This is a genomic window from Noviherbaspirillum sp. ST9, from assembly GCF_048799745.1.
Lineage (GTDB): Bacteria > Pseudomonadota > Gammaproteobacteria > Burkholderiales > Burkholderiaceae_D > Noviherbaspirillum.
On record NZ_JBLWFR010000001.1, the window covers coordinates 97,133 to 122,114 of the forward strand.

Consider the following 24,982-nt stretch of genomic DNA (forward strand, 5'->3'; position numbering starts at 1 on the left):
TCGTCGCTTGCGGTCGGGCTTCGCTGTTCTCCTACAGCGACTTCAGGAACTCGACAAGATCACGCTTCTCCTGGTCCGTCAGCGCGAGCTGCTTGACGCGGTTGTAGTGCTCGACGACATCGAGCAAGGTGCCGAAACGGCCATCGTGGTAGAAGCCGGGCTTCTGATGCGTCCACAGGCCCGCGAGCGGCGCGGTGCGATATTTTTCCGTCGGGGACCGTTCTGCCTGGAAGGCATCAATGCCGATTTCAGTCGCCGTGTGCAAGTTGTCGCCGGGCTCGGTGTAAAGCGGCGGTACGTGGCACGTCGCGCATTTCGCCCTGCCTGAAAATACCTGTTGCCCGCGCGCGGCCGCGGCGGCATCGAAGCTGCCTTGCGGTGGTTTGGGCGCAGCAAGGGACAGTTGATACGCGTGCAGTGCCGGCAATTTTTCGGTGACCAGGTCGGGCGTGTTCCGCACGTTGCCCGTACCTGCCCTGGCGGCGACGGGATAGCGCGCGGCGTTGTTCAGGCGCTCATCGAAAAACGTGCCCGAGCCGTGCATCTCGGTGACGGCAACATAGGCATTCCAGTAGGGGACAGACCCCATGCCTGTCCAGGTATGCAGGTTGACGCCCGCGAGACCGAATGCGGGCGGTATCACCGTTCCCGCCTGTCCTCCATCCGGACGGAAAGCCTTGCCGTCCTTGTCGAGCAGCGCATCGAACCGGCCTGGTCCCCAACTCGCCAGCACTTTCTTCACGGTTGCTTCATCCACTCCCAGCAGGTCGGTGTAGGGCCTGAGGTTGGGCGCCAGGGAAATGATCTTGCCGATATCCAGGTCCCGGTTGGCCCAGCCGTCGAGCCGCTTGCCGATGCCGGGAGCAAACGAATCGTCCACCGTGGAATGGCACAAGGCGCATTGCACACCCATCGACCTGAGGTTGCCGCTGGAATCGAACAGGCCTTTGACCCCAACCACGGCGTCCAGCCGCAGCAGCGCCACGGTCGTCGTCGGGTCATCGAGATTGACTTTGCCTTGACTGATCTGTTGCTGCAGTTCCGCGGGCAACGCTTCGGCGTCCACCTTGAGACCAACCGCGAGTGCGGTTTTCGGACTCACACCGGGGCCGACACCGCCGTTGTTCTGGCCCGCAATGGCCTGGTGCAGTCGCAGCGTGTCTCCCCAGAATGCTTCGTCGCCGAAGGTGTCGAAGCGGAAGATCTGCCGTCCGTCGGCGATTTGCTTTTGGATGTCGCTACCCGGTGTTGCTCCCATGCCGGGACTGGCCGGCCGGGCATCCGAATTACTGTAGGCGGCGCCGGAAAAGGCCAGCATGACGGCGCTTGCCGTTGCGATACCTGCGAGCACCAGGCAATACGTTATCCGCGTTAGCTTCATTTTGGATCTCCTCGTTGTGGAAGACTCCCTGCCATCACTGTTGACCGCGCGCCGGTTACGATGACCGACGGTACTACGACATTAGATGAATGCGGGCGAGCCGCCGTTCCGGCGTCATCCATCCAGTTATAATTCCGGCCCCGCGCATACCCGGGTGCATCAACAGGACTACAACCATGGCCAGGAACATCGAAATCAAGGCGCGCATCGACAGCGTCACCGCGCTCTCGGAAAAGGTCTCGCCTTTCGCGACAGAAGCGCCAAAAGAGATTCTGCAAGACGACACGTTTTTCAGATGCGAAGAAGGCCGTTTGAAACTGCGGGAGTTTGCCGATGGGATCGGGCAACTGATTTTTTATCGGCGCGCGAATGAACAAGGGCCCAAGGAGTCCTTCTACGTATTGTCAGAAACGGATGCGCCCGGTTCACTCAGGGAAGTCTTGTCACTCGCCTGCGGACAACTTGGCCGCGTGAAAAAGCGGCGGCTGCTTTATATGGTCGGCAGGACACGCGTCCACCTGGACATAGTGGAAGGACTCGGGGAGTTCATGGAACTGGAGGTGGTGCTGGAGGAAGGTGAATCGACAGCGGCTGGCATGGAGGAGGCCGCTTCATTGATGCAGCGGCTGGGAATCCAGGATTCCCAGCTCGTTGAAGGCGCTTATTTCGATTTGCTTGACGGGCGCCGCCGCGATTAACGAGGCGAACCCGGTCAGGACAGAATCAACGGCACTGCTTATTGCTCGCGAACGAGCATCAGGGAGGTCGTGGCAATACGCACCAGGTTCTCTGCCACGCTGCCGACCAGCAGGCGTTCGACGCCGCGCCGGCCGTGCGTGCCGACCACGACGAGGTCGGCATTCCACTGGCCGGCTGCCTCGGCAATCATCTCCGCCACCCGGCGCGACGAGGGCGGGATCAGCATGTGCTCGGCCGTGCAGCCTGCAGTAGCGGCCTTCGCCACCGCCTGCTGCAGTAGCGTGGTGCTGGCCGCGCGCATTTCATCCTTGACCTTGTCGACGTCGATGTAGGAGCCGAGGCCCATTCCATGCTGCGTCAACGGTCCTTCGTCCGTAGCGGTCGCGACGCACAGGGCCGCGCCAAGGGCGCTGGCCAGGTTGATGGCTTCGTCCAGCGCCTTTTGCGAGGTGGAGCTGTCGTCGATCGCGACAAAAATACGTTTGTACATCGTTTTCTCCTGAGTTATTTGACCATGGCGGTGAACGGCCACACGTATGCCTGCAGCGTCACGAACAGGCCGACGAGGGCAGCCAGCGCGATCGAGTGGAAGAACACGTAGCGGAGGATGTCGCCTTCATGGTTGAACCAGCGCGTCGCCGTGGATGCCACGACGATGGATTGCGCATCGATCATCTTGCCCATCACGCCGCCGGAACTGTTGGCCGCGCCCATCAGGTTGGGCGACAAGCCGAGCTGTTCCGCTGCGACACGTTGCATGCCGCCGAACAGCACGTTCGACGCGGTGTCCGAACCGGTCATCGCCACGCCGATCCAGCCCATCAGGGTGCCGAAGAACGGATACAGCACGCCGGTATTGGCGAATGCCAGGCCGAGCGTGGTGTCGGTGCCGGAGAAGCGCGTCAGCGTACCCAGCGCCAGCATCAGCACGATGGTGATGAGCGAATAGCGCACCAGCCAGAAGGTGCGGGCGAAGGTGCGGACGATTTCGGTGGGCTTGTATTTCATGACCAGTGCGCCGACGATGGCGGCCAGCAAGATGCCGGTGCCGGTGGCCGAGAGCAGGTTGAGTACGTAGACCGCGGCTTCCGGGTGCGGTTTCGGCACGACCGGCGGCATTTTCATGATCAGGTTGTTCAGGCCTTCAATGGGGAACTTCGGTGCGTAGAGGTTGTTCAGGAAGGTCTTCACCGACGGCAAGCCCCAGATGAACACGAACACGGTCAGGATGGTCCAGGGCGTCCAGGCACGGATCAGCTCAGCGCGGGAGTAGGTGACGACCGGTTCAGCCGGCTTGGCTTCGCCGCTGTCGTGCTCATGGCCTTTCAGGGTCGGCGAGGTCCAGATTTTCTTGGGCTGCCACACGCGCAGGAACAGGATCAGCGAAATCATCGAGACGATCGCGGCGATGATGTCGACCAGTTCCGGGCCAATGAAGTTGGAGACCAGGTACTGCGGAATGGCGAACGACAGGCCGGTCACGAGGATGGCGGGCCAGATTTCCATCATCGCCTTGCGGCCGGCAAACGCCCAGATCAGCCAGAACGGTACCAGCACCGAGAAGAAGGGCAGCTGTCGGCCGATCATCGCGGTCACTTCCATCAGGTCGTAGCCGTGCACCTTCGCGAGGGTGATGACCGGCGTGCCGAGCGCGCCGAAGGCGACCGGCGCGGTGTTGGCGATCAGGCTCAGGCCGGATGCGGCCAGCGGCGAGAAGCCGAGGCCGATCAGGATGCCGGCGGTCACCGCCACCGGAGTGCCGAAGCCTGCCGCGCCTTCAAAGAATGCGCCGAAGCAAAAGGCGATCAGCAGCAGTTGCAGGCGGCGGTCGTCGGTAATGCCCGAGAGCGAGGCTTGCAGGACCTTGAAGCTGCCGTTCTGTTCGGCGAGCTGCTGCAGGAAAATAATATTGAGGACGATCCAGCCGATCGGCAGCAGGCCGGTGAAGCCGCCGAACATGGCTGCCTTGCCCGCCATGCCAATCGGCATGCCGTAGGCGAACACCGCGACGATCACGGCGGCGATCAGGCCGAGGCCCGCCGCGATGTGTGCCTTGATATGCAAGAAGCCCAGTGCCACCAGCATGACCACCACCGGTATTGCCGCCAGCAGGGTCGAGATGATCATGTTCCCGAACGGGTCGTAAATCTGTTGCCAAATCATAGTAGTCTCTTCCAACATCCAATCAATTGAAAAGTGAAGCGCAAGTCTTCTGCCTGACGCTTCACGCTGAAAAACCGGTATTGCCTCAGCAATGCATCGCGACCTCCTCCCGGCTGCATTCTTCGAGCAGGTAAGCAATGGAGCGATAGGGACGCCCGGTCTCGGCGGTCAGTCCGATTTCGCAAGTGCGATTGGTGGACACGCCCTCGCAGCAATTCGATGGCAGCGCATCATGGATCTTGCGCAGCGCGTGCGCATTCAGCTCCGGCACGACAAAACCGCGATCGCCGCCGAAGCCGCAGCAGGTCACGCCGGCCGGCTCGACGACCTGTTCGACGCAGGCCTCGATCACGCGACGCAACTTGGCGTCCGATGCGGTACGGCGCACGCTGCAGTTGATATGCAGGGCGATCGGGCCGGGCTTGCGGGTGATACGCAGGCGAGGCAGCAAGGCATCGTGTGCGAACTCATGGAAGTCGTACAACTTGAGACGCGCATCGAGCTGCTTTTGCATGCGCACCGAGCACGCGCTGGCATCCATGATGATCGGGTAGAAGCCGCCCTGGCCGTCGTCGGCCGCTTTCAACAGCGCCTTGGTCACGGCACTTGCCATGTCGTCGGCTTCCCTGGACATGCCCTTGCTCGCCAGCGCCTGGCCACAGCAAAGACTGTCGAATCCTTCCGGCAGGCGCGGCGCATACCCCGCGCGCACCAGCAATTCCATGATGACTTCGGGCTGCGTCGCTTCTCCCGTCGAGTTGGCGCCGAAAATACGGCCGCCGCACGCAGGGAAATAGACGACCGGATCGCCCGTTCCCCGATATGGATTGGGTGCCTTGCCCGCTTGCGGCATGCCGCGCTTCCACATGCCTCCCGTGGCGTGCCCAAGGAAGGGGGCGCCGACGATGCCTGACGCAACCTGGCCGGCGCGCAGGCCAAGGCGCGACAGTGCGGTGACCGAGCCGAAATGATGGCTCGTCCATTCACCGACCTTGCGGGACGTGGCGCCCAATTTGCGGCCGCGCAGCAGGCGCGTCAGTTCGCCCGTATCAATGCCGACGGGGCAGGCGGTGGAACACATGCCGCAGCCGGCACAGGTATCGAGGCCCAAGTAGGCGAAGTCAGCCTCGGCCTGGGTCGCGTGCTCGCCGGCTGCCGCGCGTTGCGACAGGTCGCGCCAGCTGACGATGCGCTGGCGCGGCGACAGCGTGAGGCGGTGCGACGGGCAAACGGGTTCGCAGAAGCCGCATTCGATGCAGCGGTCGACGATGTCCTCGGCGGCCGGCATCGGCTTGAGGTGCTTCAGATGCGCCTGTGCATCGTCGTTGAGAATGACGCCGGGATTCAGCAAATTCTGCGGATCGAAAAGCTGCTTGATGCGGCGCATGAGATCGGTCGCCTGCTTGCCCCATTCCTTCTCGACGAAGGGCGCCATGTTGCGGCCGGTACCGTGCTCGGCCTTGAGCGAACCGTCGTACTTGTCGACGACCAGCTCGCACACATCGTCCATGAAGCGCGCGTAACGGTCCACCTCCGCCTGGTCGGAAAAATCCTGGGTGAACACGAAATGCAGGTTGCCCTCCAGCGCATGGCCGAAGATGATGCCCTCGCTGTAACCATGGCGGCGCATCAGCGCCTGCAGGTCAACGGTTGCCGCAGCAAGCGATTCGACCGGAAAGGCCACGTCCTCGATGATGACGGTGGTGCCGGCGCGACGCACCGCACCGACCGAGGGGAAGGTGCCCTTGCGCACTTTCCAGTACATGTCGCAGGTGGCCGGGTCGGTGGAGAACGCCGGCGCGCCGATCGTATCGATGCCTGTCATCGCGGCAAGCGCCGCGTCGATGCGTTGCTGCAGGACGGGAACGGTATCGGCACGCACCTCGATCAGCAGCGCGGCGGCATCGCTGTCCAGGCTGCGTATGACGGCAGGCAAACCCGGCTTGTTTTCCACCGAGCGCAGTGCGGGGCGGTCGAGCAGTTCGACCGCCGACACCGATTCCTGCTTCAGGCGAATCACGGCCTGGCAGGCTGCTTCGATGGTCGGGAAGAACACCAGCGCGCTCGCTTTGTTCGTCGCTTCGGGGACGGTATTGAGCGTGATGCGCGAGATGAAGCCCAGCGTGCCCTCGGAGCCGATCATCAGGTGCGCGAGGATATCGATCGGGTCTTCGAAATCGACCAGCGCGTTCAGGCTGTAACCGGTCGTGTTCTTGATCTTGTATTTGTGGCGGATGCGGGCGGCCAGCTTCTCATCGGCACGGGTGGCGGCGCCAAGCTGTGCCAGCTCGGTGAGCAGTGCGGCATGGCTTTTCCGGAAAGCGGCGACGCTTGCCGCATCCTCGGTGTCGAGCAGGGTGCCATCAGCCAGCGTGACGCGCATGCCGGCCAGCGTGCGGTAGCTGTTCTGCGCGGTGCCGCAGCACATCCCCGAGGCGTTGTTGGCGGCGATGCCGCCGATCTTGCAGGCATTGATGGAAGCCGGGTCGGGGCCGATCTTGCGTCCGTGCGGCGCGAGCCGTGCATTGACTTCGCCACCGGTGATGCCGGGCCCCAGGCGCACCGTCCCCGCGCCAGGCGCAATTTCACAACCGGCAAATCCTTCGCCGATCAGCGCCAGCACACTGTCCGTCACTGCCTGCCCTGACAGGCTGGTGCCGGCGGCCCGGAACGTCACCGTGCGGGCATGGGCTTGCGCTGTCTGCAGCAGGGACCGCACCTCTTCCTCGGATTCGACCACGGCAACCACCTCCGGCGTCATCCGGTAAAAGCTGGCGTCCGTGCCATACGCCAGGCGGCGCAGGTCGTCCGTGATGACTTGGCGGGCGGGCAGGATGCGGCTCAGTGCTTGAATCAATGGATTCACGGTCGTTCTCTTCAGTCGGTTGCTCGGGTACTGCGGCGCGTGCACGGCGGCGTGCCACGGGGGAGGAGGTGCGCGATGCAATGCGTATCGCGGTCTCCACATTATTTTTTTTTGCAATGAATGCGCGTATGCTCGGCCCGGCTAAAATAAACGTCAAATTGGTCAGACCAATTTTCTGTGGCCAGCAGGCGACATGATTTTCGGGAGAGTGCGATGGTGCGAAGCAGGGTTGCCGATCAGGCAAGGCGCGCGATAGAGGTGCGTTTGCTCGACGGCTTGTGGGGCGCGGGAACGCGGCTGCCGGCCGAGCGCGAACTCGCGGAGATGCTGGGCGTATCGCGTGCCTCCCTGCGTGAGGCCGTGGCGTCCCTGAAGGCGCGCGGCATGCTCGAGAGCCGGCGCGGCAGCGGTGTGTTCGTGACCGAACGCCTGCAGGCCAACATCGTCTCGCCATGGCGCCAGCTGGTCGCGGAGCATCCCGACCTGCGTTGGGACACACTGGAGTTCCGGCGCGAACTGGAAGGGGCCGCCGCTTACTATGCGGCGCTCCGCGCGACGGAGGTCGACCTGGCCAGGATAGAAAGCGTGTTCACGCGATTGTGCGAGGCCTACGAGAAAGGAGAGCGCGCAGCGGAGATCAGCGCCGACGCCGATTTCCACGAAGCGATCGCCGAAGCCTCACACAACAGCATGTTCCGTTTCCTGCACGCGGGCATTGTGCGGATGCTGCGCGAGCATATCTCGCTGAACCTGATCGGCATGCATGACGCCGCCGTGGACTTGCGCCACCAGCATCAGGCAATCTGGGATGCGATCCGCTTCGGGCAGCCTGACGAGGCGCGCACGGCGATGCAGGTCCATATGGACTTCACGCGGTCGGAACTGGTGCGGCACGCAAATGCGTCGGAGGGGCCGCGAGATGCCTAGCTTCAGCTAGTCGGATGGAACCTCGGGCAATTGAAATTTCGGGACTACAGATTCCCATCTGTAGTCCCTTTTTGTCGCGCCGGCTCGGTTGCTTAACGCAGTGCGATGGCGACGATATCGGAAGTGAAGGTCAGTCCGGGAATGACGGCGCAGCTACCCAGCCTGCCATCGGTCGCACCGATGCTGCACTTGACGATGGAGTTGCCGGCGGCGGTTGACGAGGAATCGGTGATGTACGCGAAGTTGCCCTGTACCGCAATGTTCCTCGGCGTGATGCCGGGCAGTCCCGCAAGCGGCGTGGTCTCGGCGCAGGCGGTCATCGTGTTGGCGGTGCTGTTGAAGGAGCACTGCACGACCTTGTTCGCATAACGCGTCAGCGCATAGGCGAAGGGCGCCTTGATCGCGAGCGAAGCCGGCGAGTCGAGCGTCGTCTCATCGATGCGCAGTGCCGTCGCGAAGCTCGCGTCCGTCACGGCAGTGGACGTTGCGGACAACGCGCCCGTGGCGGCGTCCACATTCCAGGACAGGATGGAGCCGGGCGTCGCGCCTGCTCCTGCGTTCACGACATACATCCGGTTGTCGGACGCGACCACATCCGCTGCCACGACGCTGGCGGGGAAGGCAACGCTGCTCGGATCGGCGCCGCATGCGCCAGCGAAGCTGCTCGGACATTTCAGGAGCTGCTGCTCCTTCAGTGCATAGCCGCTGTTGGCGGTGGCAACCAGCTTGGACGCGAAGTCGGTCTCCGTCGAGACACCCGGCGAGGCGTCGGCGCAGCTCGAGAGCGTGCCGTCGGCGCCCACCGTGCACCTCAGCACCGAATACTGGATGCCGGTGCTCGTCGCCGTTTTCGGCGCGGTCTGGTTGAGGATGAAGGCCGACGAACCGGAGAAGGCAATGGAGATCGGGTTGTTCACGGTCGGCATGCCGGTAGAGCTGCATGCCGTGAGGTCGCCACTGGCGTTGATCGTGCACTTCAGGATGCTGCCGCCGGTATAGGCGGTGCCTGCCGCCGTGCTGGACGCATTGGTGGCGGCCTGGACGACATAGGCGACCGACGCGTTCGTGGGCGTTGTCGGTGTGGTCGGTGTCGTGGGTGTGGTCGGCGTCGTCGGAGTAGTGCCAGTCGATGGCGTTGTCGGCTGCGTTGCCGGCGGCGTTTGCGTGCTCGTGTCGGCGACCGTATCGCCACCACCGCCTCCGCAAGCGGCCAGTACGGCGATACTTGTTCCCAAAGCAGCGAGCGAGATGACCTTCTTCGTGCGCATATGAATTCCCTCCCTTGTGCGAATGAAATGCAATCGATGAAACGCGGCCCGTGAGGCCCGAAACAATTGTTGCGCCAGCGTGGTGCAGCGCCTTTGTCGGAGGTCATCCGGTGATGCAGCGAAATATTGCGGAAGATCATAAGTGCGCGACAAACTCTCGGTGAGCGGTCGCATGGATGGGCTTCTATTGAAAACCGGCAACGGTTTTGCCGTTTGCATCGCATTAGCGCAGCGTGCGGTTTTTTAACGCACAATGGGTGTTGCATTCTTTTCCACTCATGGAGAACGAACATGATCGCCAAGAACACGGTTTGCCTCTGGTTCAACGGCGCGGCAGAAGAAGCCGCGCAGTTCTATGCAAAGACCTTTCCCGACAGCGCCGTCGGCGCTGTCCACCGCGCGCCCGGGGACTATCCCGCCGGCAAGGAGGGCGACGTGCTGACGGTTGAATTCACGGTGATGGGCATTCCGTGCCTTGGCCTCAACGGCGGCCCGGAGTTCACGCACGATGAGGCTTTCTCCTTCCAGGTCGCGACTGACGATCAGGAGGAAACCGATCGCCTCTGGAATGCGATCGTTGGAAATGGCGGCAAGGAAAGTGCATGCGGCTGGTGCAAGGACAAGTGGGGGCTGTCCTGGCAGATCACGCCGCGCGCGCTGATTGCCGCGGTCACCGATCCTGACCGGGCGGCGGCAAAGCGCGCATTCGACGCGATGATGCAGATGGGGAAGATTGATATTGCCGCGATTGAAGCCGCGCGGCGCGGTTGATGTGGCTTGATTGAACGCGCGAGCCGGACTTGCGGACGCAGTCCGGCTCGCCGGCGCTTATTGCTCCTCATCCTTCCGCAAGGACAGCAATGCGTGCAGCAGAATCGCACCGAAGGTTGCGGTCCCGATGCCGCCGAGCGCGAACTGGCCCAGCTTCAGCGTAAAGTCACCGGCGCCCAGCACCAGCGTCACCGCTGCGACGATCAGGTTGCGGTTGTTCGCGAAATCCACCTTGTTCTCCACCCAGATGCGCGCGCCGGCAACCGCGATCAGGCCGAACACGACGATCGACACGCCGCCGAGGACGGCACCGGGAATGGTCTGGATGACCGCGCCGAACTTCGGCGAGAAGCCGAGCGCCAGCGCAATCAGGGCAGCGACCACGAACACCAGCGTCGAATAGATTTTCGTCACTGCCATCACACCGATGTTTTCGGCGTAGGTGGTGACGCCCGTGCCACCCACACTGCCCGACAACATCGTCGCGACGCCGTCACCGATGAAGGCGCGGCCCATGTAGCGGTCGAGGTTCTGGCCGGTCATCGCGCTGACGGCCTTGATGTGGCCGAGGTTTTCCGCGACCAGGATCACCGCGACCGGCGCCAGCAGGGCCATCGCATCGGCACGGAATACCGGTGCTACGAACTGCGGCACGCCGAACCACGCCGCATTGGCGACCGAGGTGAAATCGATCGGCTTGCCGAGGCCCATGCCGTTGGTCAGCACTGCGTAAATGACGTAGGCGAGCAGCAGGCCGATCAGGATCAGCAGCCGTTGCGCCATGCCGCGCGTGAACACGGCAACACCGCCTACGCAGAGAACCGTCAGCAGTGCTACCCATGCATCAAAGTTGTTGCCCATGACGCCTTTCACGGCGATCGGCGCGAGATTCAGGCCGATCACCGCGACGACTGCGCCAGTGACGACGGGCGGCATCAGCTTCTCAATCCAGTTGGTGCCTACCGCCGCGACCAGCAGGCCGATCAGCGCATACACGGCGCCGCAGGCGATGATGCCGCCGAGCGCGACCCCCGTGTTGGTGTTCGGCCCCTGGCCGCTATAGCCCGTCACCAGGATCACCAGGCCGATGAATGCAAAGCTCGAACCGAGGTAGCTCGGTACGCGACCGCCGACGAACACGAAAAAGAGCAGGGTGCCGATGCCCGACATGAAAATTGCAAGGTTGGGATCGAAGCCCATCAGCAGCGGCGCGAGCACGGTAGCGCCGAACATCGCCACCACGTGTTGCAGCCCCATCGCGATCGTCTGCGGCCACGGTAGCCGCTCGTCGGTGCCGATTACCGGCCCTTTGCCGTCGTTCGTGCTTTGGCGCAGGCGCCATTGGGGGAAAAAGGATTCTTTCATTGGGGTTTGCCGGATAATCGGACGGGCTGCCCCAGCGTGCGCCGTTGCAGCCCGTCCTTTGGTTAAGGTAAATATTTTCCAGTGGAAAGTTTATTGGGATACGGCGGTAATGACAATCTTGGTGTCGAAAAGGACGCTCGCCGTCGCTCAAAAGTAGGGGGAGACGAGATACTTCCACAACACCCAGGTGACGGCGATCCAGACCAAGGCGACGAAAAGGATGCCCCAATTGTTGCGCGGTTTGCGACCTTCCGTTTCCATCCACGCGGCCGCCTTGGTCCTGCATTCCGCAAGCACATCGGGCGGCACCAGCCGGACGGCCACCCAGATCAGGCAGGGAAGCAGGATCACATCGTCCAGGTAGCCCAGGACCGGGATAAAGTCCGGAATCAGGTCAATCGGACTCAACGCATAGGCAACGACGAACACGCACAGGAGTTTGGCGGCCAGCGGCGTGCCGGCGTGCTTCCCGGCGAACCATAGGGTCACACCGTCGCGCTTGATGTTCCGCGCCCAGCCGCGGATTTTGTCTGACAGGCTCATTCGCTCTTGTGTTTTGCCGGTGCGCGCCCGGGAGGAAGGGAACGAAAAGTGTATCCGTCTTCGCGGACGAAAGTTTTGAAACTTTTTTGCCGGCGTCAATGAAATTTACACAGGAAAATGTCTGCTCTCACTTTGTCGCAGACTTGCCTTGACAGATGCGCGCAAGAGCGTAGTATGGAGTTCACCTGTCGCGTTCAACCGTGCCAAAACATCCTTTGGACGATCAAGCGCTTTGGTTGGAAATGCGTCATGGCGGGAGCGATTGTCGAAGTCAGATGAACCCGAAGCCATGCCACTTCCGACCCCCATGGACCCATGGTTCTGGGGTGCTGGCACGCGCGGCAGGGTCAAATTAAAACGGCCCGCTTTGCGGGCCGTTTTTCATTCAATCAGTTACGCGCTGCCGCCATCACCGCGGCGAATCCGATGAACGCGCCTCCCGTGACACGATTAAACACTTTGAGCACCGGCGCGCGGCGCAGGTAAGCCGCAAGGCGGTGTCCACTGCCGGCGTACACCATGTACCAGCCTACCTCGATGACGGTGAAGGTTGCGAGGAGAATGCCGAACTGCGGCAGTTGCGGCAGCTCCGGTCGGATAAATTGAGGCAAGAAGGCGGCGGCGAACAGGATCGCTTTCGGATTGCTGGCAGCGACGAGCAATCCCTGGCGATAGAGATGTCCCGCACCAGGAGAGGTGCCGGCTGTGTTTGCCGACGCCGGCGCAGCTTCTCCCGCAGATTCTCCATTCACCGGCGCGCGCCAGCTCTTGAGGCCCAGGTAGGCGAGATAGGCCGCACCTGCCCAGCGCAAGGCGTCAAACACCGACGGAAAGGCTTGCAGCAATGCTCCCAGCCCAGCGGCAGAAAGGCTCATCATCGCCAGCAGCGCAGTCATGCAACCCGCCATCGTGGCAAGGGCGTTACGCATGCCGAAGCGCGCGCTATGACTCATCACCAGGATCATGTTTGGTCCCGGGGTCGCCGACACGACAAACGTCATCATGACGAACAACCACCACGTTTGAATACTCATTCCCGAATCACTCCTTGCACAAAAAGCTGGCAAAGGATAACAGGTCTCTTCAGTCGGCGTTCGTCATCATTTCATCCGCGATAACGCCATGCCGCCGCGCAAAAAAACTTTCCTTCCGATGCCCGTTTTCCATCGAAATGTCTTCGCTGCCTGTGCATAATCGGCCTGTCCTTTCGACTTGCCGCGCATCACGATTCCATGCACACACTGCCACAGACGAAACGCGCACTTGCCATCCTGTTCGGATGGATAGCGGGCGCCCTCGGCTTCCTTCTCTCCCTCGCGCTGTCCATCACGGTTCTTGTTCGGCAAGGCAACGCGGGCTTCCTGATTATCTGGCTGGTTGCCGTCATCGCCACGGCGGCCTGTATGCGTGCCAACGTCCGCTGGCGCAAGTCCTGCGAGCGCATGGCTTCGCCGGAAGTGATTCGACCCGGTTACCCGGCGCGCACCACCTGGCGCCAAAGTGTGGAAGACATTGCTTTCCGGGATATTCCGGACACTGCGGTGTCGTTCAGCCAATAAAAAAGAAAAAGCCCGCGCACCTTGCGGTGGCGGGCCGGAAATAAACTTTGGAGATTACGGCGCCATTACACTCCAGCGGCGCTCGCGCGGATGTGACTCCTGTCACAAAGCGTTACATCTCACGCATATTTTTCTGTCGCCATGACAAAGGTGCATTTCATTTCTGCACCGAAAGATGATTGAGGCCGCCCGCGTTGAGGTGGTGCAAGAGAAACTCGCCCTATCCGGCGTCGTCGCGCCAAACCTTATAAAATCGGCACTCAGTCTCCCCGACGGTGTCTTTCATGAAGAGCCCACTCGACGCGGTGTGTTGATGCACCAGGATTCACGCCTGCCCCCCATCAACGCCGACGATGCCGAACAGCTGCGCCTGTTTGTCGCCGGTGTGACCGACTACGCCATTTTCATGCTGTCCCCGACCGGCATCGTCAACAGCTGGAACGCAGGCGCGCAGCGCATCAAGGGCTACGCCGCCGAGGAAATCATCGGGCAGCATTTCTCCCGCTTCTACACCGATGAGGATAACGCGCGCGGCATACCCGCGAAGAACCTGCGCATTGCGATGGAGACCGGCCGGTTCGAGGACGAGGGCTGGCGCATCCGCAAGGATGGCTCGCGGTTCTGGGCGAATGTCGTGATCGACGCCATCCGCACACCGGACGGCACGCTCGCGGGCTTTGCCAAGATCACGCGCGACATTACCGACAGAAAGCACGCTGCGGAAGCCTTGCGCGAGAGCGAGGAGCGCTTCAGGCTCCTGGTGCAGGGCGTGACCGACTATGCGATCTACATGCTATCCCCCGAGGGCACGATCACGAACTGGAATGCCGGCGCCCGGCGCATCAAGGGCTTCGAGCATGACGAAGTGATCGGCACGCATTTTTCCCGCTTCTACAGCGACGAAGATCGTGCGGGCGGACTGCCGGCGCGCGCGCTGTCGACAGCCATCAACGAAGGCCGCTTCGAGGGCGAGGGGTGGCGGGTGCGGAAGGACGGCACGCGTTTCTGGGCACACGTGGTTATCGACCCGATTCGCGACGAATCCGGCACGCTGATCGGTTTTGCCAAGGTGACGCGCGACATCACCGAACGCCGCGCCGCGGCCGAGGCCCTGGAGCGCGCGCGGGAGGCGCTCTACCAGTCGCAGAAGATGGAAGCCATCGGCAAGTTGACCGGCGGCGTTGCGCACGACTTCAACAACCTGCTGAATGTGATTGTCAGCGGACTCGATATCCTCGCGCTGGAGACGCCGAGTCCGCGCGCGCAGAAAGTCCTCGAGAGCATGCAGCGTGCCGCCGAGCGCGGGTCGAAGCTGACCATGCAGTTGCTCGCGTTCGCACGCAAGCAGCCGCTCAAGCTGGAACGGCACAATGTCAACAGCGTGATCGGCTCATTCGAGGCGGTGCTGCGCAGGGCGGGAGGCGCGCTGAATTTCGAGCTCTCGCTGCAACCCGGATTGCCGTACGCGATGATCGACGCGACCCAGTTTGAAACCGCCATGCTGAACCTTGTGGTGAACGCGCGGGATGCGACGCCGGAGGGCGGCAGCATCACGCTCTCGACGCAGGCAGTGCGGCTGGAGCGCATGGAAGTCAACACTCTTGCCCCCGGCGCCTATGTCAAGGTGACGGTGAGGGACTCGGGCTCCGGCATGGCGCCCGATGTCGCCGCGCGCGCCGTGGAACCCTTCTTTACCACGAAGGAGATCGGTAAGGGCACCGGCATGGGCCTGAGCCAGGTCTACGGCTTCGTCCAGCAGGCGGGCGGCGACTTGGTGATCGACAGCGCCGTTGGCCAGGGGACATCGGTGATCCTCTACCTGCCGGCCGTCGAAGGCGAGCCGGCGGATGAAACCACCCTCGCGGAGCGCACGGCGAAGGCGCTGGTCGTCGACGACCAGCCAGAGGTCCTGGGTATGGCAGTGGAATTGTTCAGCCAGCTTGGCTTCGAGGTGCTGTCGGCCAGCAACGGGAAAGATGCGCTGGAGATCGTGCGGCGCACGCCCGACATCGATGTCGTCTTCAGCGATGTCGCGATGCCGGCGATGGATGGGATTGAACTGGCGCGTCAGGTGCGCAGCCTGGCGCCCAGTGCAAAGATCGTCCTGGCGTCAGGCTATGCGTCAAACGCTGCCAAGGCCAGGAATCCTGGTATCGACGATTTCGAGTTCATCACCAAGCCATACCGGATGGCTGAAATCATCAAGAAACTGCGCGTGTAGATGCATTCGTCGGGTTATTTGCTTGCGGGCGGGTAGGTGCGTTCGCTAACGCAGGCCGCAAAGATGTAGGCACAGGTTAGCGCGATGGCGGCGAGTTTCCGCCACCATCGCGCCATTCGCCTTACTTCACGTTCGCCATATCAGGCAGTTGGTGCGCAATGCCCTTGTGGCAGTCGATGCAGGTCTTCGCGCCGCTCGCCAGCTGTGTGGAGTGCGCGTCGGTCGCGCGCTTGCTCTGGCGGGTGAAGTCCATCGATTCGAACTGGTGGCAGTTGCGGCATTCCAGCGAGTTGTTTGCCTTCAGTCGTTCCCACTCGTTCGTCGCCAGTTGCAGGCGGTGCGCCTCGAACTTCTCGCGCGTGTCGATGGTGCCGAAGAGCTTGCCCCACACTTCCTTCGACGCCTTGATCTTGCGCGTGATCTTGTCGGTCCACTTGTGCGGCACGTGGCAGTCCGGGCAGGTCGCCCGCACGCCGCTGCGGTTCGCGTAGTGGATCGTGGTGCGCAGTTCCTGGAACACGTTGTCGCGCATCTCGTGGCAGCCGGTGCAGAAGGCTTCCGTGTTGGTCACCTCCAGCGCCGTGTTGAAGCCGCCCCAGAACATGATGCCTGCGATGAACGCGCCGATCACCAGGAAGCCGAGGCTCAGGTGCGTGGCGGGCCGCCGCAGGATGTCCCAGTACGTCTTGAGGGCTTGTCTCATGGTCGGCCTCTCACTTCTTCTTCGCGGGGGCGAGCGACGGCTTGGTCGATTTGCTCAGGATCGAATCGACATCGACGAACTCGTTTTCCACCAGCGGCTTCAGGTCGGCCTGCGGCACATGGCATTGCAGGCAGAAGTAGCGGCGCGGCGACAGTTCGGCAAGGAAGTTGCCCTGGCGGTCCATGAAGTGGGTGACGCTGATCATGGGAGCCTGGCTTTCCTGCGTACGCGTGCGGGCGTGGCACATCATGCACTTGTTCGCATTCTTGTCGAGCTGGTAGCCCTCGATCTTGTGCGGCACGACCGGGGGTTGCATCGCGTAATTGCGCACGCGGCGGACGTCGCTGTTGTCCGTGTTGGCGATCGGCGGCGGTTGCGTGGTCTGGTCGAGCGGGGTTGCACCGCGCAAGCCGTCCTGGAAGTCCACTGCGAAACCTGCAAGCGGAACCAGCAGGAGCAGCGTCATGATGAATTTTTTTACGTTCATGTCAGGCTCCTATACCTTGGTGATCTTGACTGCGCACTTCTTGTAGTCGGTCTGGAACGAGATCGGGTCGGTCGCGTCCAGCGTGAGCTTGTTGACCATCTGGCTGGCGTCGAAGAACGGCACCATCACCAGTCCGCGCGGCGGCTTGTTGCGGCCCCGTGTCTCGACACGGGTACGCATCGTTCCGCGACGCGAAGAGAGTTCGATCATGTCGCCACGGCGTACGTTGAGCTGCTTGGCGTCGTCCGGATGCATGAAGCACACCGCGTTCGGCACCGCGCGATACAGCTCGGGGACGCGGCGCGTCATGGTGCCGGTGTGCCAGTGCTCCAGCACGCGTCCGGTAGTCAGCCAGAACGGGTAGTCCTTGTCGGGCGACTCCGCGGGCGGCTCGTAGGGCAGGGCGAAGATGACCGCCTTGCCGTCCGGATGACCGTAGAACTTGAAGCCTTCGCCGGCCTTGACGTACGGGTCGGTGCCTTCGCGATAGCGCCACTTCGTTTCCTTGCCGTCGACGACCGGCCAGCGCAGGCCGCGCTCCTTGTGATACGTATCGAACGGGGCCAGGTCGTGGCCGTGGTCGCGGCCGAACGATGCGTATTCCTCGAACAGGCCTTTCTGGAGGTAGTAGCCGAACGCCTTGGCTTCCGCGTTCGCGTACCCTTCTTCAATCTGCGAGCTCGGGAACTTGTCGACCACGCCGTTCTTGAACAGCAGGTCGTACATGGTCTTGCCGCGCCATTGCGGTGCCTTGTCCAGCAATTCCTTCGGCCACACTTCTTCCATCTTGAAGCGCTTGGAGAACTCGACCAGCTGCCACAGGTCGGAGCGTGCCTCGCCCGGTGCATCCACCATCTGGTGCCAGAACTGCGTGCGGCGCTCGGCGTTGCCGTAGGCGCCTTCCTTCTCGACCCACATCGCGGTCGGGAGGATCAGGTCGGCGGCCAGCGTGGTCGCGGTCGGGTAGGCGTCCGAGACCACGATGAAGTTGGCCGGATTGCGGTAGCCCGGCAGCATTTCCTGCATCACGTTCGGGCCGGCCTGCATGTTGTTGTTGCACTGGACCCAGTAAGCGTTGAGCTTGCCGTCCTTGAGCATGCGGCTCTGCACGGTGGCGTGATAGCCCGGCTTCTCGGGAATCGTGCCCGGGGGCAGTTGCCAGATCTTCTCGGCCATCTCGCGATGCTTCGGATTGGTGACCACCATGTCGGCAGGCAGGCGGTGCGAGAAGGTGCCGACTTCGCGCGCGGTACCGCAGGCGGAGGGCTGGCCGGTGAGCGAGAACGGACTGTTGCCGGGCGTGGAGATCTTGCCCGTGAGGAGGTGGATGTTGTACAGCAGGTTGCTGCACCACACGCCGCGCGTATGCTGGTTGAAGCCCATCGTGAAGAAGGACGTCACCTTGACCTTCGGGTCGGCGTACATTTCAGCCAGGCGCTGCAGCTTGTCCTTCGGCACGCCGGACAGCTTCGAGGTGTAGTCGGCATCGTAGGTGCTGACGAACTTCGCGAATTCGTCGAAGGTGATCGGCTTGCTGCCGCCCGCATCGGGGCCGGCATTCTTCGCGGCCTTCTGCAGCGGGTGCTCCGGACGCAGGCCGTAGCCGATGTCGGTATTGCCCTGCACGAAGCGGGTGTGCTTGTTGACGAAGTCCTTGTTGACCTTGTTGTTCTTGATGATGTAGTTGGCGATGTAGTTCAGGATCGCCAGGTCGGTCTGCGGACCGAAGATCATCGGCAGGTCGGCCAGCTCATAGCTGCGGTGCTCGTAGGTCGACAGCACGGCGACCTTGACGTGCGGCGCGGACAGCTTGCGGTCGGTGATGCGGGTCCACAGGATCGGGTGCATCTCGGCCATGTTGGAACCCCACAGCACAAACGCGTCGGCGGCTTCCACGTCCTCGTAGCAGCCCATCGGTTCGTCCATGCCGAAGGTGCGCATGAAACCAGCCACGGCGGATGCCATGCAGTGACGCGCGTTCGGGTCGATGTTGTTGGAGCGGAAGCCGGCCTTGAACAGCTTCGCCGCGGCATAGCCTTCCCAGATCGTCCACTGGCCGGAGCCGAACATGCCGATGCCGGCCGGGCCCTTGTCCTTCAGCGTCTGCTTGAACTTCTGCGCCATGGTGTCGAAGGCGACATCCCACGACACCGGCGTGAATTCGCCGTTCTTGTCGTACTTGCCGTTGGTCATGCGCAGCAGCGGCTTGGTCAGGCGATCCTTGCCGTACATGATCTTCGACAGGAAGTAGCCCTTCACGCAGTTCAGGCCGCGGTTGACCTCGGCGTTGATGTCGCCGTGCGTGGCGACCACGCGGCCGTCCTTGACGCCGACATTGACGCCGCAGCCGACGCCGCAGAAGCGGCAGGCGGCCTTGTTCCAGGTGATCTGGGTCTTGGACGAGTCAGTGATGACGTTGGAGGCGATGGATTCGATCGGAATGCCGACCGATGTGGCCGCCGTCACGGCGGCGGATTGCTTGATGAAGTCGCGTCGTGTGAGCTTCATTGTGAGACCTCCTGGTCGAGTGCGGCGATGGGTTCCGCATGTTGATATACAAGGACAACGTCGAGGACGCCGGGCAGTGCGCGGATGGCGTCCATGATGTCGAGGGTGCGTTTGGTGCTGTCTGTTTCAAGCGTGACGACGAGCTTGCCGCTGCTGTCGGTGGCGCAGACCTCGGCGCCGGGCGCGTCCTCGATGCACGAGCGGATCGACTCGATCTGCTCGGGCTGGGCGTAGACGACGATGCCGGCGATGTGGATTTCCTGCTCCATGCCTGCCTCAGCCGGTAGGCAGCGAGCCGGTCAGCAGCTGGATCATCCAGATGCTGAAGCCGTATCCGCCCACGACCGCCACGGCCAGGAGCGGCGCGGTGATGACGGTCAGGAAGAGGAAAGCGCGCATTTCCTGCGCTTTTGTCGGTGCCTTGTCATTGGCGTCCATTGCTGCTCCCGTGCGTGACATTGATCGGATGACGCCGCGTGCAGGGGGATGTTGCCGCGGCGTCGCCTATGCAGAGGATGTCGCGATTGCCGGGAGGGGAGATCAGTGCGCGAGCAGCGCGGCGGGAGGTGCCAGGTGTTGTCTTTGCTTCAATGCATCCGGCCCGCCGTTGGACCACTCGCCATGCCTCGCCGACGTATCCGGAATTTGCGAAACATCAACTTCGTACATAGCGGAATCATGCTATCGAAGTATGACCTATGGAAACCTTGATATTTATCAATATAATCCGACGAGGTGTGGGGATATAGCCACAATCTTGTATTTAAAGGTCTGCGGGAGAAGCATGTGCTTACATTTGATCTGGGTCAAGTGCGGCCATGCCTGCCTTAGGCCGCCCAGTTCACCTGGCCGAATTTATTGTGGAAAGCTTCAGGCATCGGCACGACGCGCTTGTTGATGTAATCAAAAAACACGAATCCCGACTTGGCCATCGCCACCAGTGCCTGGTCCTTCGGCCGGGTGATGCGGAAGGTGATGTCGCCGCCGTACTTGTTGAAATCCATCACGCCCACTTCGAACAGCAGCTGGTCGCGCGCGTGCGCCTCGGTGCGGTAGGTCGTCGCGAGATCGGTCACGATGATGCCGATGCCGTCGCCTTGCGTTTCCTCGATGCCGAAGTCGAACAGGAAGCGGGCGCGCGCCTCGGAAATCATCGAGATCATCGAGTCGTTGCCGAGATGGTTCGCGCCGTTGATGTCGGTGACGCGGACGGTGAGGGTGGTGGAGTAGTAGTACTGGTTTTCGGGGAAATCGAGGGTGAGGCGGGCCATGAGGGTCTCTGCGGGTGGGGCTTGGTGATGCGGTACGGCAGTTTTAACCTGAGGGAGAGGGGAGGTGGCGTCTATACTAGGCCCTGCTCTATTGTTATTTGGTACTGTGTTTTCGTGCAGCACTCTGTTGAATCGTCCGCGCGATGTCGATTGGAGCAGATCGGGTTTGCGGATGATTCAGACTGACGCTGTCCGTCCAATCCAACTTAAATATCATGGCCGCAGATCCGGAAGAATCAGCCCTTGATCGAAGCATGTCTTGCCTGCTTGGCGGGTTCACTGGCGCAGCGTATGGGCTGGTGCTTTCGTTGACCATCGGGTTTTTCACAGGCGGTTGGCATCCAAATATCATCGGCTGGTCCGCGGCGGTCTTTGCCTTCCTGGGTTACTTCTACGGCAACCTGATCGGTGAAGCCATATTGGCCTTGATGCACTTCTCATGGGGACTCATTAACGGGCTGTCTGACAACTGGCGTCCCATTGAAGAACCCAATTCTGATGGATACCTGCGAATCTTTCTTTTGGTCGGCTTTGGTACCGGCCTGGCTCTCATGTTTTGGTGGCTATGGTGAGCAACCGTAGGGCGAAAAAGCGCAGTGCCGTAGGCTGGGGTGCAATCCCAGCGATCATTTGTTCGGCTCTGCTGGGATTGCATCCCAGCCTACAACTACTTTAGTGAAGCCCAGCAACGCATTCGTTGAATCCCAATGACAACACAAATCAAAAGCACGATCCCCGTCCTGGCATCGCTGGACATCGCAGAATCCGCCGACTTCTACACCGCTCGCCTCGGGTTCAAAAAACTCAGCCAGTACGACGACTATGCCATCGTCGCCCGCGACGGCGCCGAGATCCATTTCTGGCTGTGCCGGGATCGCAGCATCGCTGAAAACACCTCCTGCTACCTCCGTGTCACAGATACGGAGGCACTATTCAAGGAGTTTGCCGAGAACGGCGTGCAGTCCGATCCGCCCGCCGTTCGACCGTGGGGAATGAAAGAACTCTACGTCATCGACCCGCACGGTAATCTCCTGAAATTCGGTGAGCCGGCGTGACGTCATCAAGCGAGCCGCACCCGCCCCGTACTGCCGTCCACCTCAATCACATCCCCATCCCGAATCTGCTCCAGAATCCCCGGCATGTTCACCACCGCCGGAATCGCGAACTCGCGCGCCACGATCGCGCCGTGCGACAGGTAGCCGCCCGTTTCCATGACCAGTCCGCCGACTTTCAGGAAGAGCGGCGTCCACGCCGGATCGGTTGAGGGCGCGACCAGGATCTCGCCCTGGTTGAGGCGCGTGCCGTCGCGGGGATCGCGGATGACACGTGCAATGCCGCGTGCAATGCCGGCGCCGACCGCAACACCGGTCCGAACCTTGCCGGTTGCGGGCATCGAAACATCCGCGACGGCAACTGGCGGGCCGTCGACCTGGATGACATCGGGGCCGTGCACGGCTTCCCAGTACGCGCGCTGGGCGAGGCGGTCTTCGACCCGGTTGGCCACACCTTGCGCCTTTGTCACACCGCGCAGCGCAAGGCCGATCTCCGGCAGCGTCAGCTCGACGATATGCTCGGGCTGCACCAGCGCGCCGCGTTCCATAAGCGCTCGGCCCAGATGCAGGAGCTGCCCACGCAGCGCATCCGCCGTGGCGGCAAAGGTGCTGCGCGCCAGTTCGCGCTGGTTGCTGTCGCGCACGGCTGACGCGACGAAGAATTTCAGCATCTGCCGCGCGTGCCAGGGCATTCCCGCGCGCGCGCGTTGCCATGCCTGCTCGCGGGCCTTTTCCTGGCGGGCGCGGACGTCGGCGGCGCGGGTGCCGATCAGGCCGGCAATGGTGTCGAGCAGGTAGCCCGGGGTGTCGTGCCAGCGCTGGTGCCGCCAGTAGCTTTCATAGACACCGCGGTGGCCATAGCGATCGAGAAAGTCGGCAAACCCTCGGCGGAAAGGATGTTCGGGAGCCAGTGCGCGCCAGCCGTTGTCGTCGCGGCCAGGCTGTGTCAGCCAGGCCTGCACCTCGGGATGCCGCTCGGCGACTTCGGCCAGCGACATCAGGTCGTAGCCCTGCTGCGCGGTCACGCTTGGTGTGCCGCCGGCGAGCAGGGCCGCGGCCATGGCGTTGGCCTCGCCGGGGAAGTGCTTTTCCAGTGCGCCGACGAGCATGGACAAGCTTGCGCCGCCCGAGCCCTGCATCAGCCCCAGCTCGCGCTGGCCGCGCACGGTGCGGGTGCGGTCGAGCAACAGCGTGTAGCTGGCAACGGGATCGTGCGGCGGGGTCGCTGCCTTCCATTCCTTCGCCAATGCCATTGCGGAGGCCGCAGCCTGCTCCGCATGCTTGCGCACCGGCCCGGTGGTCCGCGCGAAGCGGATGAAGTAAGGAATGCGACGGAGCTTGTCGCGCAGCGTGTCGGGTGGCACGGCGATCTCGGGCTGGTGACCGCCGGCCATTTCGTTGATGATCTTCGGCGGTACGCCGAAACCGTCCCACGCTTCCCACATCAGCAGCGACAGGTTCAGGTAGAGCCGGCCGTTGAAGCAAGCGGCGCGCTGCGTGCCGGGCAGCAGCGGATAACCGGCGTGCCGGTAGCCCGCTTCGAGCAGTTCATTGACGAGACGCCGAACGCCGCACCAGTCGAGCGCGGACATCGGCAGCGGCATGACGTCGCGGCTGTTGCCGTTCGTCCAGATCGTCGGCTGGCTGGCGATAGCGGGGTAGGTGTTGCGCGCGATGGCGGTCACGGGACGCGCCTGGACGATCCAGAAGCGTTCGCCGTCCCACACCCATTCGACATCATAGAAGGGCCGGCCGAAGTCGAGCGCGCTGGCGGCGTCGCGTACCAGTGTGCCGAGCAGGAGCGCCTGCGCGTCGTCGAGCACCTGACGGGCCGCTTCGTCGCGGGGCGTGTCAATCGTGTGCGTGCCGCCCTGGTCCTGCATGACGGTCTTGCGCGCCTTGCTGCCGATGCGTTTCTCCCCCAGCGACAGGCGCGTATCGAGCACGTCTTCGTGGAGGACATATTCGTCGCCGTCCGCCTCGCCCCCGACCAATGATTCGCCAAGACCCCAGTGCGCATGAACAATGATGCGGTCATCGCGTCCAGCGCGCGGGTCGCAGCTGAAGGCGATCCCGGCAGCGCGTGCGGGCAGCAGGGGCATGACAACGACGGCCATGGCGGCGTCGGCGTGGGCAATGCCGAAGCGATCGCGATAGGCGACGGCCTGCGGTGTCCAGAGCGAGGCCCAGACCGCGCGCACCGCATCGAGCAACGCGTCGATGCCGGTTACGTTGAGACGAGTGAGGTGGATGCCGGCGAAGGAGGCCTGCGCCGAGTCTTCCATGGTCGCGGACGAGCGCACCGCGAGCGGCGTCTCCAGCCAGCCTCGGCGGGCAAGTTCGTCATTGAGCAGGGCGATGACTCCATTGTCGAGGCGGCAGTGGGCAAGTGCATCGCCGTTCTCCCGTACTGCTTTCCGGTAGACGGATGCCGGAATGACGAATCCCTCGGGCACCGGAAGGCCGTAGCGCGCCAGCAGACCGAGCTGCCAGCCCTTGCCGCCGGCTTCCTCGCGTTGTGTCGCTGCGGCATCCCAATCGAGCAGGGGCATGGATGGGGCGGCGGCGTTCATTGCGCTTCTCCTGCTCCGGCAACGAACAGGTCGAGCATGGTCGCCAGTTCGTTCTCGAGCCTGACCGTCGGATCGTGGATCCAGCGCGTGAAGGCGGCGAGGTAGAGATAGCGGAAATAGTGGACCAGCGTCGCAGTGTCGAGATCCTTGCGCAGGCGGTTCGCTTCCTGTGCGGCGGCGATCAACTGCGCGAAGACAACTTCCGTTCCGCTGCGTTCGGCGCCGGGCCGGATCGACTGCCCGAGCCGGTACTCAAGATAGTGGGGCATGTATTCACGGTGCTGCTGGGCCCATCGCGCGGCGTGTTTAAGCAACAGGGCGATGCGCCGGATCGCGTCCGGTTCGCCGAGCAGCTTGTTGCGCAGCGCCGGTCCCTGCTCCGCGAACTGCCGGTGGAAGTAGTGCCGCAACAAGGCTTCCTTCACCGGGAAATGGTTGTACAGCGTGCCCTTGGCGACGTCCGCCGCGGCAGCGATCTGTTCCATCGTCACCGCGTCGTAGCCGTGCGCCTCGAACAGTTCCATTGCGGTATCGACAAGCAGGTCGGCGGTCTGCTGGCGCTTTCTCTCGCGCCGTCCGGGTGTGGCATCCATGGTATCGGCCCAATAATTTTGAACGTCGTTCA

23 protein-coding genes are annotated in these 24,982 nt (G+C 62.6%); 7 read left to right on the forward strand and 16 right to left on the reverse strand.

What is annotated here, in order from left to right:
- Window positions 1-31: 31 nt before the first annotated feature.
- Window positions 32-1,381 carry a hypothetical protein gene (locus tag ACNOHI_RS00405; RefSeq protein ID WP_420472649.1) on the reverse strand — a complete coding sequence of 450 codons (1,350 nt, stop codon included), beginning with the start codon at window positions 1,379-1,381 and terminating at the stop codon, window positions 32-34.
- A gap of 176 nt (window positions 1,382-1,557) precedes the next feature.
- Here ACNOHI_RS00405 and ACNOHI_RS00410 point away from each other — a divergent pair, with 176 nt between their 5' ends.
- Window positions 1,558-2,079 (forward strand): class IV adenylate cyclase, encoded by a 522-nt coding sequence (locus ACNOHI_RS00410; protein ID WP_420472650.1) that lies wholly within the window; start codon window positions 1,558-1,560, stop codon window positions 2,077-2,079.
- 38 nt (window positions 2,080-2,117) lie between these two features.
- Here ACNOHI_RS00410 and ACNOHI_RS00415 read toward each other — a convergent pair whose 3' ends face one another.
- The 3 genes from ACNOHI_RS00415 to ACNOHI_RS00425 all read right to left on the reverse strand — a co-directional run bounded on the left by ACNOHI_RS00415 (window position 2,118) and on the right by ACNOHI_RS00425 (window position 7,109).
- Complete coding sequence (locus ACNOHI_RS00415; protein WP_420472651.1) at window positions 2,118-2,570, reverse strand: universal stress protein; 453 nt, start codon at window positions 2,568-2,570, stop codon at window positions 2,118-2,120.
- 14 nt (window positions 2,571-2,584) lie between these two features.
- The gene (locus tag ACNOHI_RS00420; protein ID WP_420472652.1) at window positions 2,585-4,243 is read right to left on the reverse strand and encodes an L-lactate permease; all 1,659 of its coding nucleotides are present in this window, start codon (window positions 4,241-4,243) and stop codon (window positions 2,585-2,587) included.
- A gap of 85 nt (window positions 4,244-4,328) precedes the next feature.
- Entirely contained in the window at window positions 4,329-7,109 is a 2,781-nt protein-coding gene (locus ACNOHI_RS00425; RefSeq protein WP_420472653.1) for an FAD-binding and (Fe-S)-binding domain-containing protein, read from the reverse strand.
- Between the two features lie 213 nt (window positions 7,110-7,322).
- Between ACNOHI_RS00425 and ACNOHI_RS00430 the strand changes: the two genes are divergently transcribed.
- Window positions 7,323-8,036 carry a FadR/GntR family transcriptional regulator gene (locus ACNOHI_RS00430; protein WP_420472654.1) on the forward strand — a complete coding sequence of 238 codons (714 nt, stop codon included), beginning with the start codon at window positions 7,323-7,325 and terminating at the stop codon, window positions 8,034-8,036.
- A gap of 92 nt (window positions 8,037-8,128) precedes the next feature.
- Here the strand turns inward: ACNOHI_RS00430 and ACNOHI_RS00435 are convergent, their stop codons facing one another.
- Window positions 8,129-9,304 carry a hypothetical protein gene (locus ACNOHI_RS00435; protein ID WP_420472655.1) on the reverse strand — a complete coding sequence of 392 codons (1,176 nt, stop codon included), beginning with the start codon at window positions 9,302-9,304 and terminating at the stop codon, window positions 8,129-8,131.
- A 291-nt stretch (window positions 9,305-9,595) separates the two neighbouring features.
- Here ACNOHI_RS00435 and ACNOHI_RS00440 point away from each other — a divergent pair, with 291 nt between their 5' ends.
- The gene (locus tag ACNOHI_RS00440) at window positions 9,596-10,075 is read left to right on the forward strand and encodes a VOC family protein (RefSeq protein ID WP_420472656.1); all 480 of its coding nucleotides are present in this window, start codon (window positions 9,596-9,598) and stop codon (window positions 10,073-10,075) included.
- Between the two features lie 57 nt (window positions 10,076-10,132).
- Here ACNOHI_RS00440 and ACNOHI_RS00445 read toward each other — a convergent pair whose 3' ends face one another.
- The 3 genes from ACNOHI_RS00445 to ACNOHI_RS00455 all read right to left on the reverse strand — a co-directional run bounded on the left by ACNOHI_RS00445 (window position 10,133) and on the right by ACNOHI_RS00455 (window position 13,017).
- Window positions 10,133-11,440: a solute carrier family 23 protein gene (locus tag ACNOHI_RS00445; protein WP_420472657.1), complete on the reverse strand. Its 1,308-nt coding sequence runs from the start codon at window positions 11,438-11,440 to the stop codon at window positions 10,133-10,135.
- Between the two features lie 147 nt (window positions 11,441-11,587).
- A complete protein-coding gene (locus ACNOHI_RS00450; RefSeq protein ID WP_420472658.1) occupies window positions 11,588-11,983 on the reverse strand; it encodes a YkvA family protein in 396 nt (131 codons plus the stop codon).
- A gap of 389 nt (window positions 11,984-12,372) precedes the next feature.
- On the reverse strand, window positions 12,373-13,017 hold the full coding sequence (locus ACNOHI_RS00455; protein ID WP_420472659.1) for a LysE family translocator: 645 nt from the start codon (window positions 13,015-13,017) through the stop codon (window positions 12,373-12,375).
- A gap of 198 nt (window positions 13,018-13,215) precedes the next feature.
- On the opposite strand from ACNOHI_RS00455, the gene ACNOHI_RS00460 reads away from it, so the two are divergent.
- Both ACNOHI_RS00460 and ACNOHI_RS00465 read left to right on the forward strand, forming a co-directional pair.
- A complete protein-coding gene (locus ACNOHI_RS00460; protein ID WP_420472660.1) occupies window positions 13,216-13,542 on the forward strand; it encodes a hypothetical protein in 327 nt (108 codons plus the stop codon).
- Window positions 13,543-13,855: 313 nt separating this feature from the next.
- Complete coding sequence (locus ACNOHI_RS00465) at window positions 13,856-15,763, forward strand: PAS domain S-box protein (protein WP_420472661.1); 1,908 nt, start codon at window positions 13,856-13,858, stop codon at window positions 15,761-15,763.
- Between the two features lie 121 nt (window positions 15,764-15,884).
- Here ACNOHI_RS00465 and ACNOHI_RS00470 read toward each other — a convergent pair whose 3' ends face one another.
- From ACNOHI_RS00470 to ACNOHI_RS00495, 6 genes are all read right to left on the reverse strand, one after another.
- Window positions 15,885-16,466 carry a cytochrome c3 family protein gene (locus ACNOHI_RS00470; RefSeq protein ID WP_420472662.1) on the reverse strand — a complete coding sequence of 194 codons (582 nt, stop codon included), beginning with the start codon at window positions 16,464-16,466 and terminating at the stop codon, window positions 15,885-15,887.
- A gap of 10 nt (window positions 16,467-16,476) precedes the next feature.
- Window positions 16,477-16,953: a nitrate reductase cytochrome c-type subunit gene (locus ACNOHI_RS00475; RefSeq protein ID WP_420472663.1), complete on the reverse strand. Its 477-nt coding sequence runs from the start codon at window positions 16,951-16,953 to the stop codon at window positions 16,477-16,479.
- A gap of 9 nt (window positions 16,954-16,962) precedes the next feature.
- Complete coding sequence (gene napA, locus ACNOHI_RS00480) at window positions 16,963-19,461, reverse strand: nitrate reductase catalytic subunit NapA (protein WP_420472664.1); 2,499 nt, start codon at window positions 19,459-19,461, stop codon at window positions 16,963-16,965.
- Complete coding sequence (locus ACNOHI_RS00485; RefSeq protein WP_420472665.1) at window positions 19,458-19,730, reverse strand: chaperone NapD; 273 nt, start codon at window positions 19,728-19,730, stop codon at window positions 19,458-19,460. The genes napA and ACNOHI_RS00485 overlap by 4 nt, the downstream gene beginning before the upstream one ends.
- 7 nt (window positions 19,731-19,737) lie before the next feature.
- A complete protein-coding gene (locus ACNOHI_RS00490) occupies window positions 19,738-19,899 on the reverse strand; it encodes a periplasmic nitrate reductase, NapE protein (protein ID WP_420472666.1) in 162 nt (53 codons plus the stop codon).
- 389 nt (window positions 19,900-20,288) lie between these two features.
- Window positions 20,289-20,732 (reverse strand): thioesterase family protein, encoded by a 444-nt coding sequence (locus ACNOHI_RS00495; RefSeq protein ID WP_420472667.1) that lies wholly within the window; start codon window positions 20,730-20,732, stop codon window positions 20,289-20,291.
- 215 nt (window positions 20,733-20,947) lie between these two features.
- Here ACNOHI_RS00495 and ACNOHI_RS00500 point away from each other — a divergent pair, with 215 nt between their 5' ends.
- The gene (locus ACNOHI_RS00500; protein ID WP_420472668.1) at window positions 20,948-21,304 is read left to right on the forward strand and encodes a hypothetical protein; all 357 of its coding nucleotides are present in this window, start codon (window positions 20,948-20,950) and stop codon (window positions 21,302-21,304) included.
- A 135-nt stretch (window positions 21,305-21,439) separates the two neighbouring features.
- Complete coding sequence (locus ACNOHI_RS00505; RefSeq protein ID WP_420472669.1) at window positions 21,440-21,787, forward strand: bleomycin resistance protein; 348 nt, start codon at window positions 21,440-21,442, stop codon at window positions 21,785-21,787.
- Window positions 21,788-21,792: 5 nt separating this feature from the next.
- On the opposite strand, the gene ACNOHI_RS00510 is transcribed toward ACNOHI_RS00505, so the two are convergent.
- On the reverse strand, window positions 21,793-24,357 hold the full coding sequence (locus ACNOHI_RS00510) for a PEP/pyruvate-binding domain-containing protein (RefSeq protein WP_420472670.1): 2,565 nt from the start codon (window positions 24,355-24,357) through the stop codon (window positions 21,793-21,795).
- A complete protein-coding gene (locus tag ACNOHI_RS00515) occupies window positions 24,354-24,950 on the reverse strand; it encodes a TetR/AcrR family transcriptional regulator (protein WP_420472671.1) in 597 nt (198 codons plus the stop codon). Before ACNOHI_RS00515 ends, ACNOHI_RS00510 begins: the two co-directional genes overlap by 4 nt.
- Window positions 24,951-24,982 lie beyond the last annotated feature (32 nt).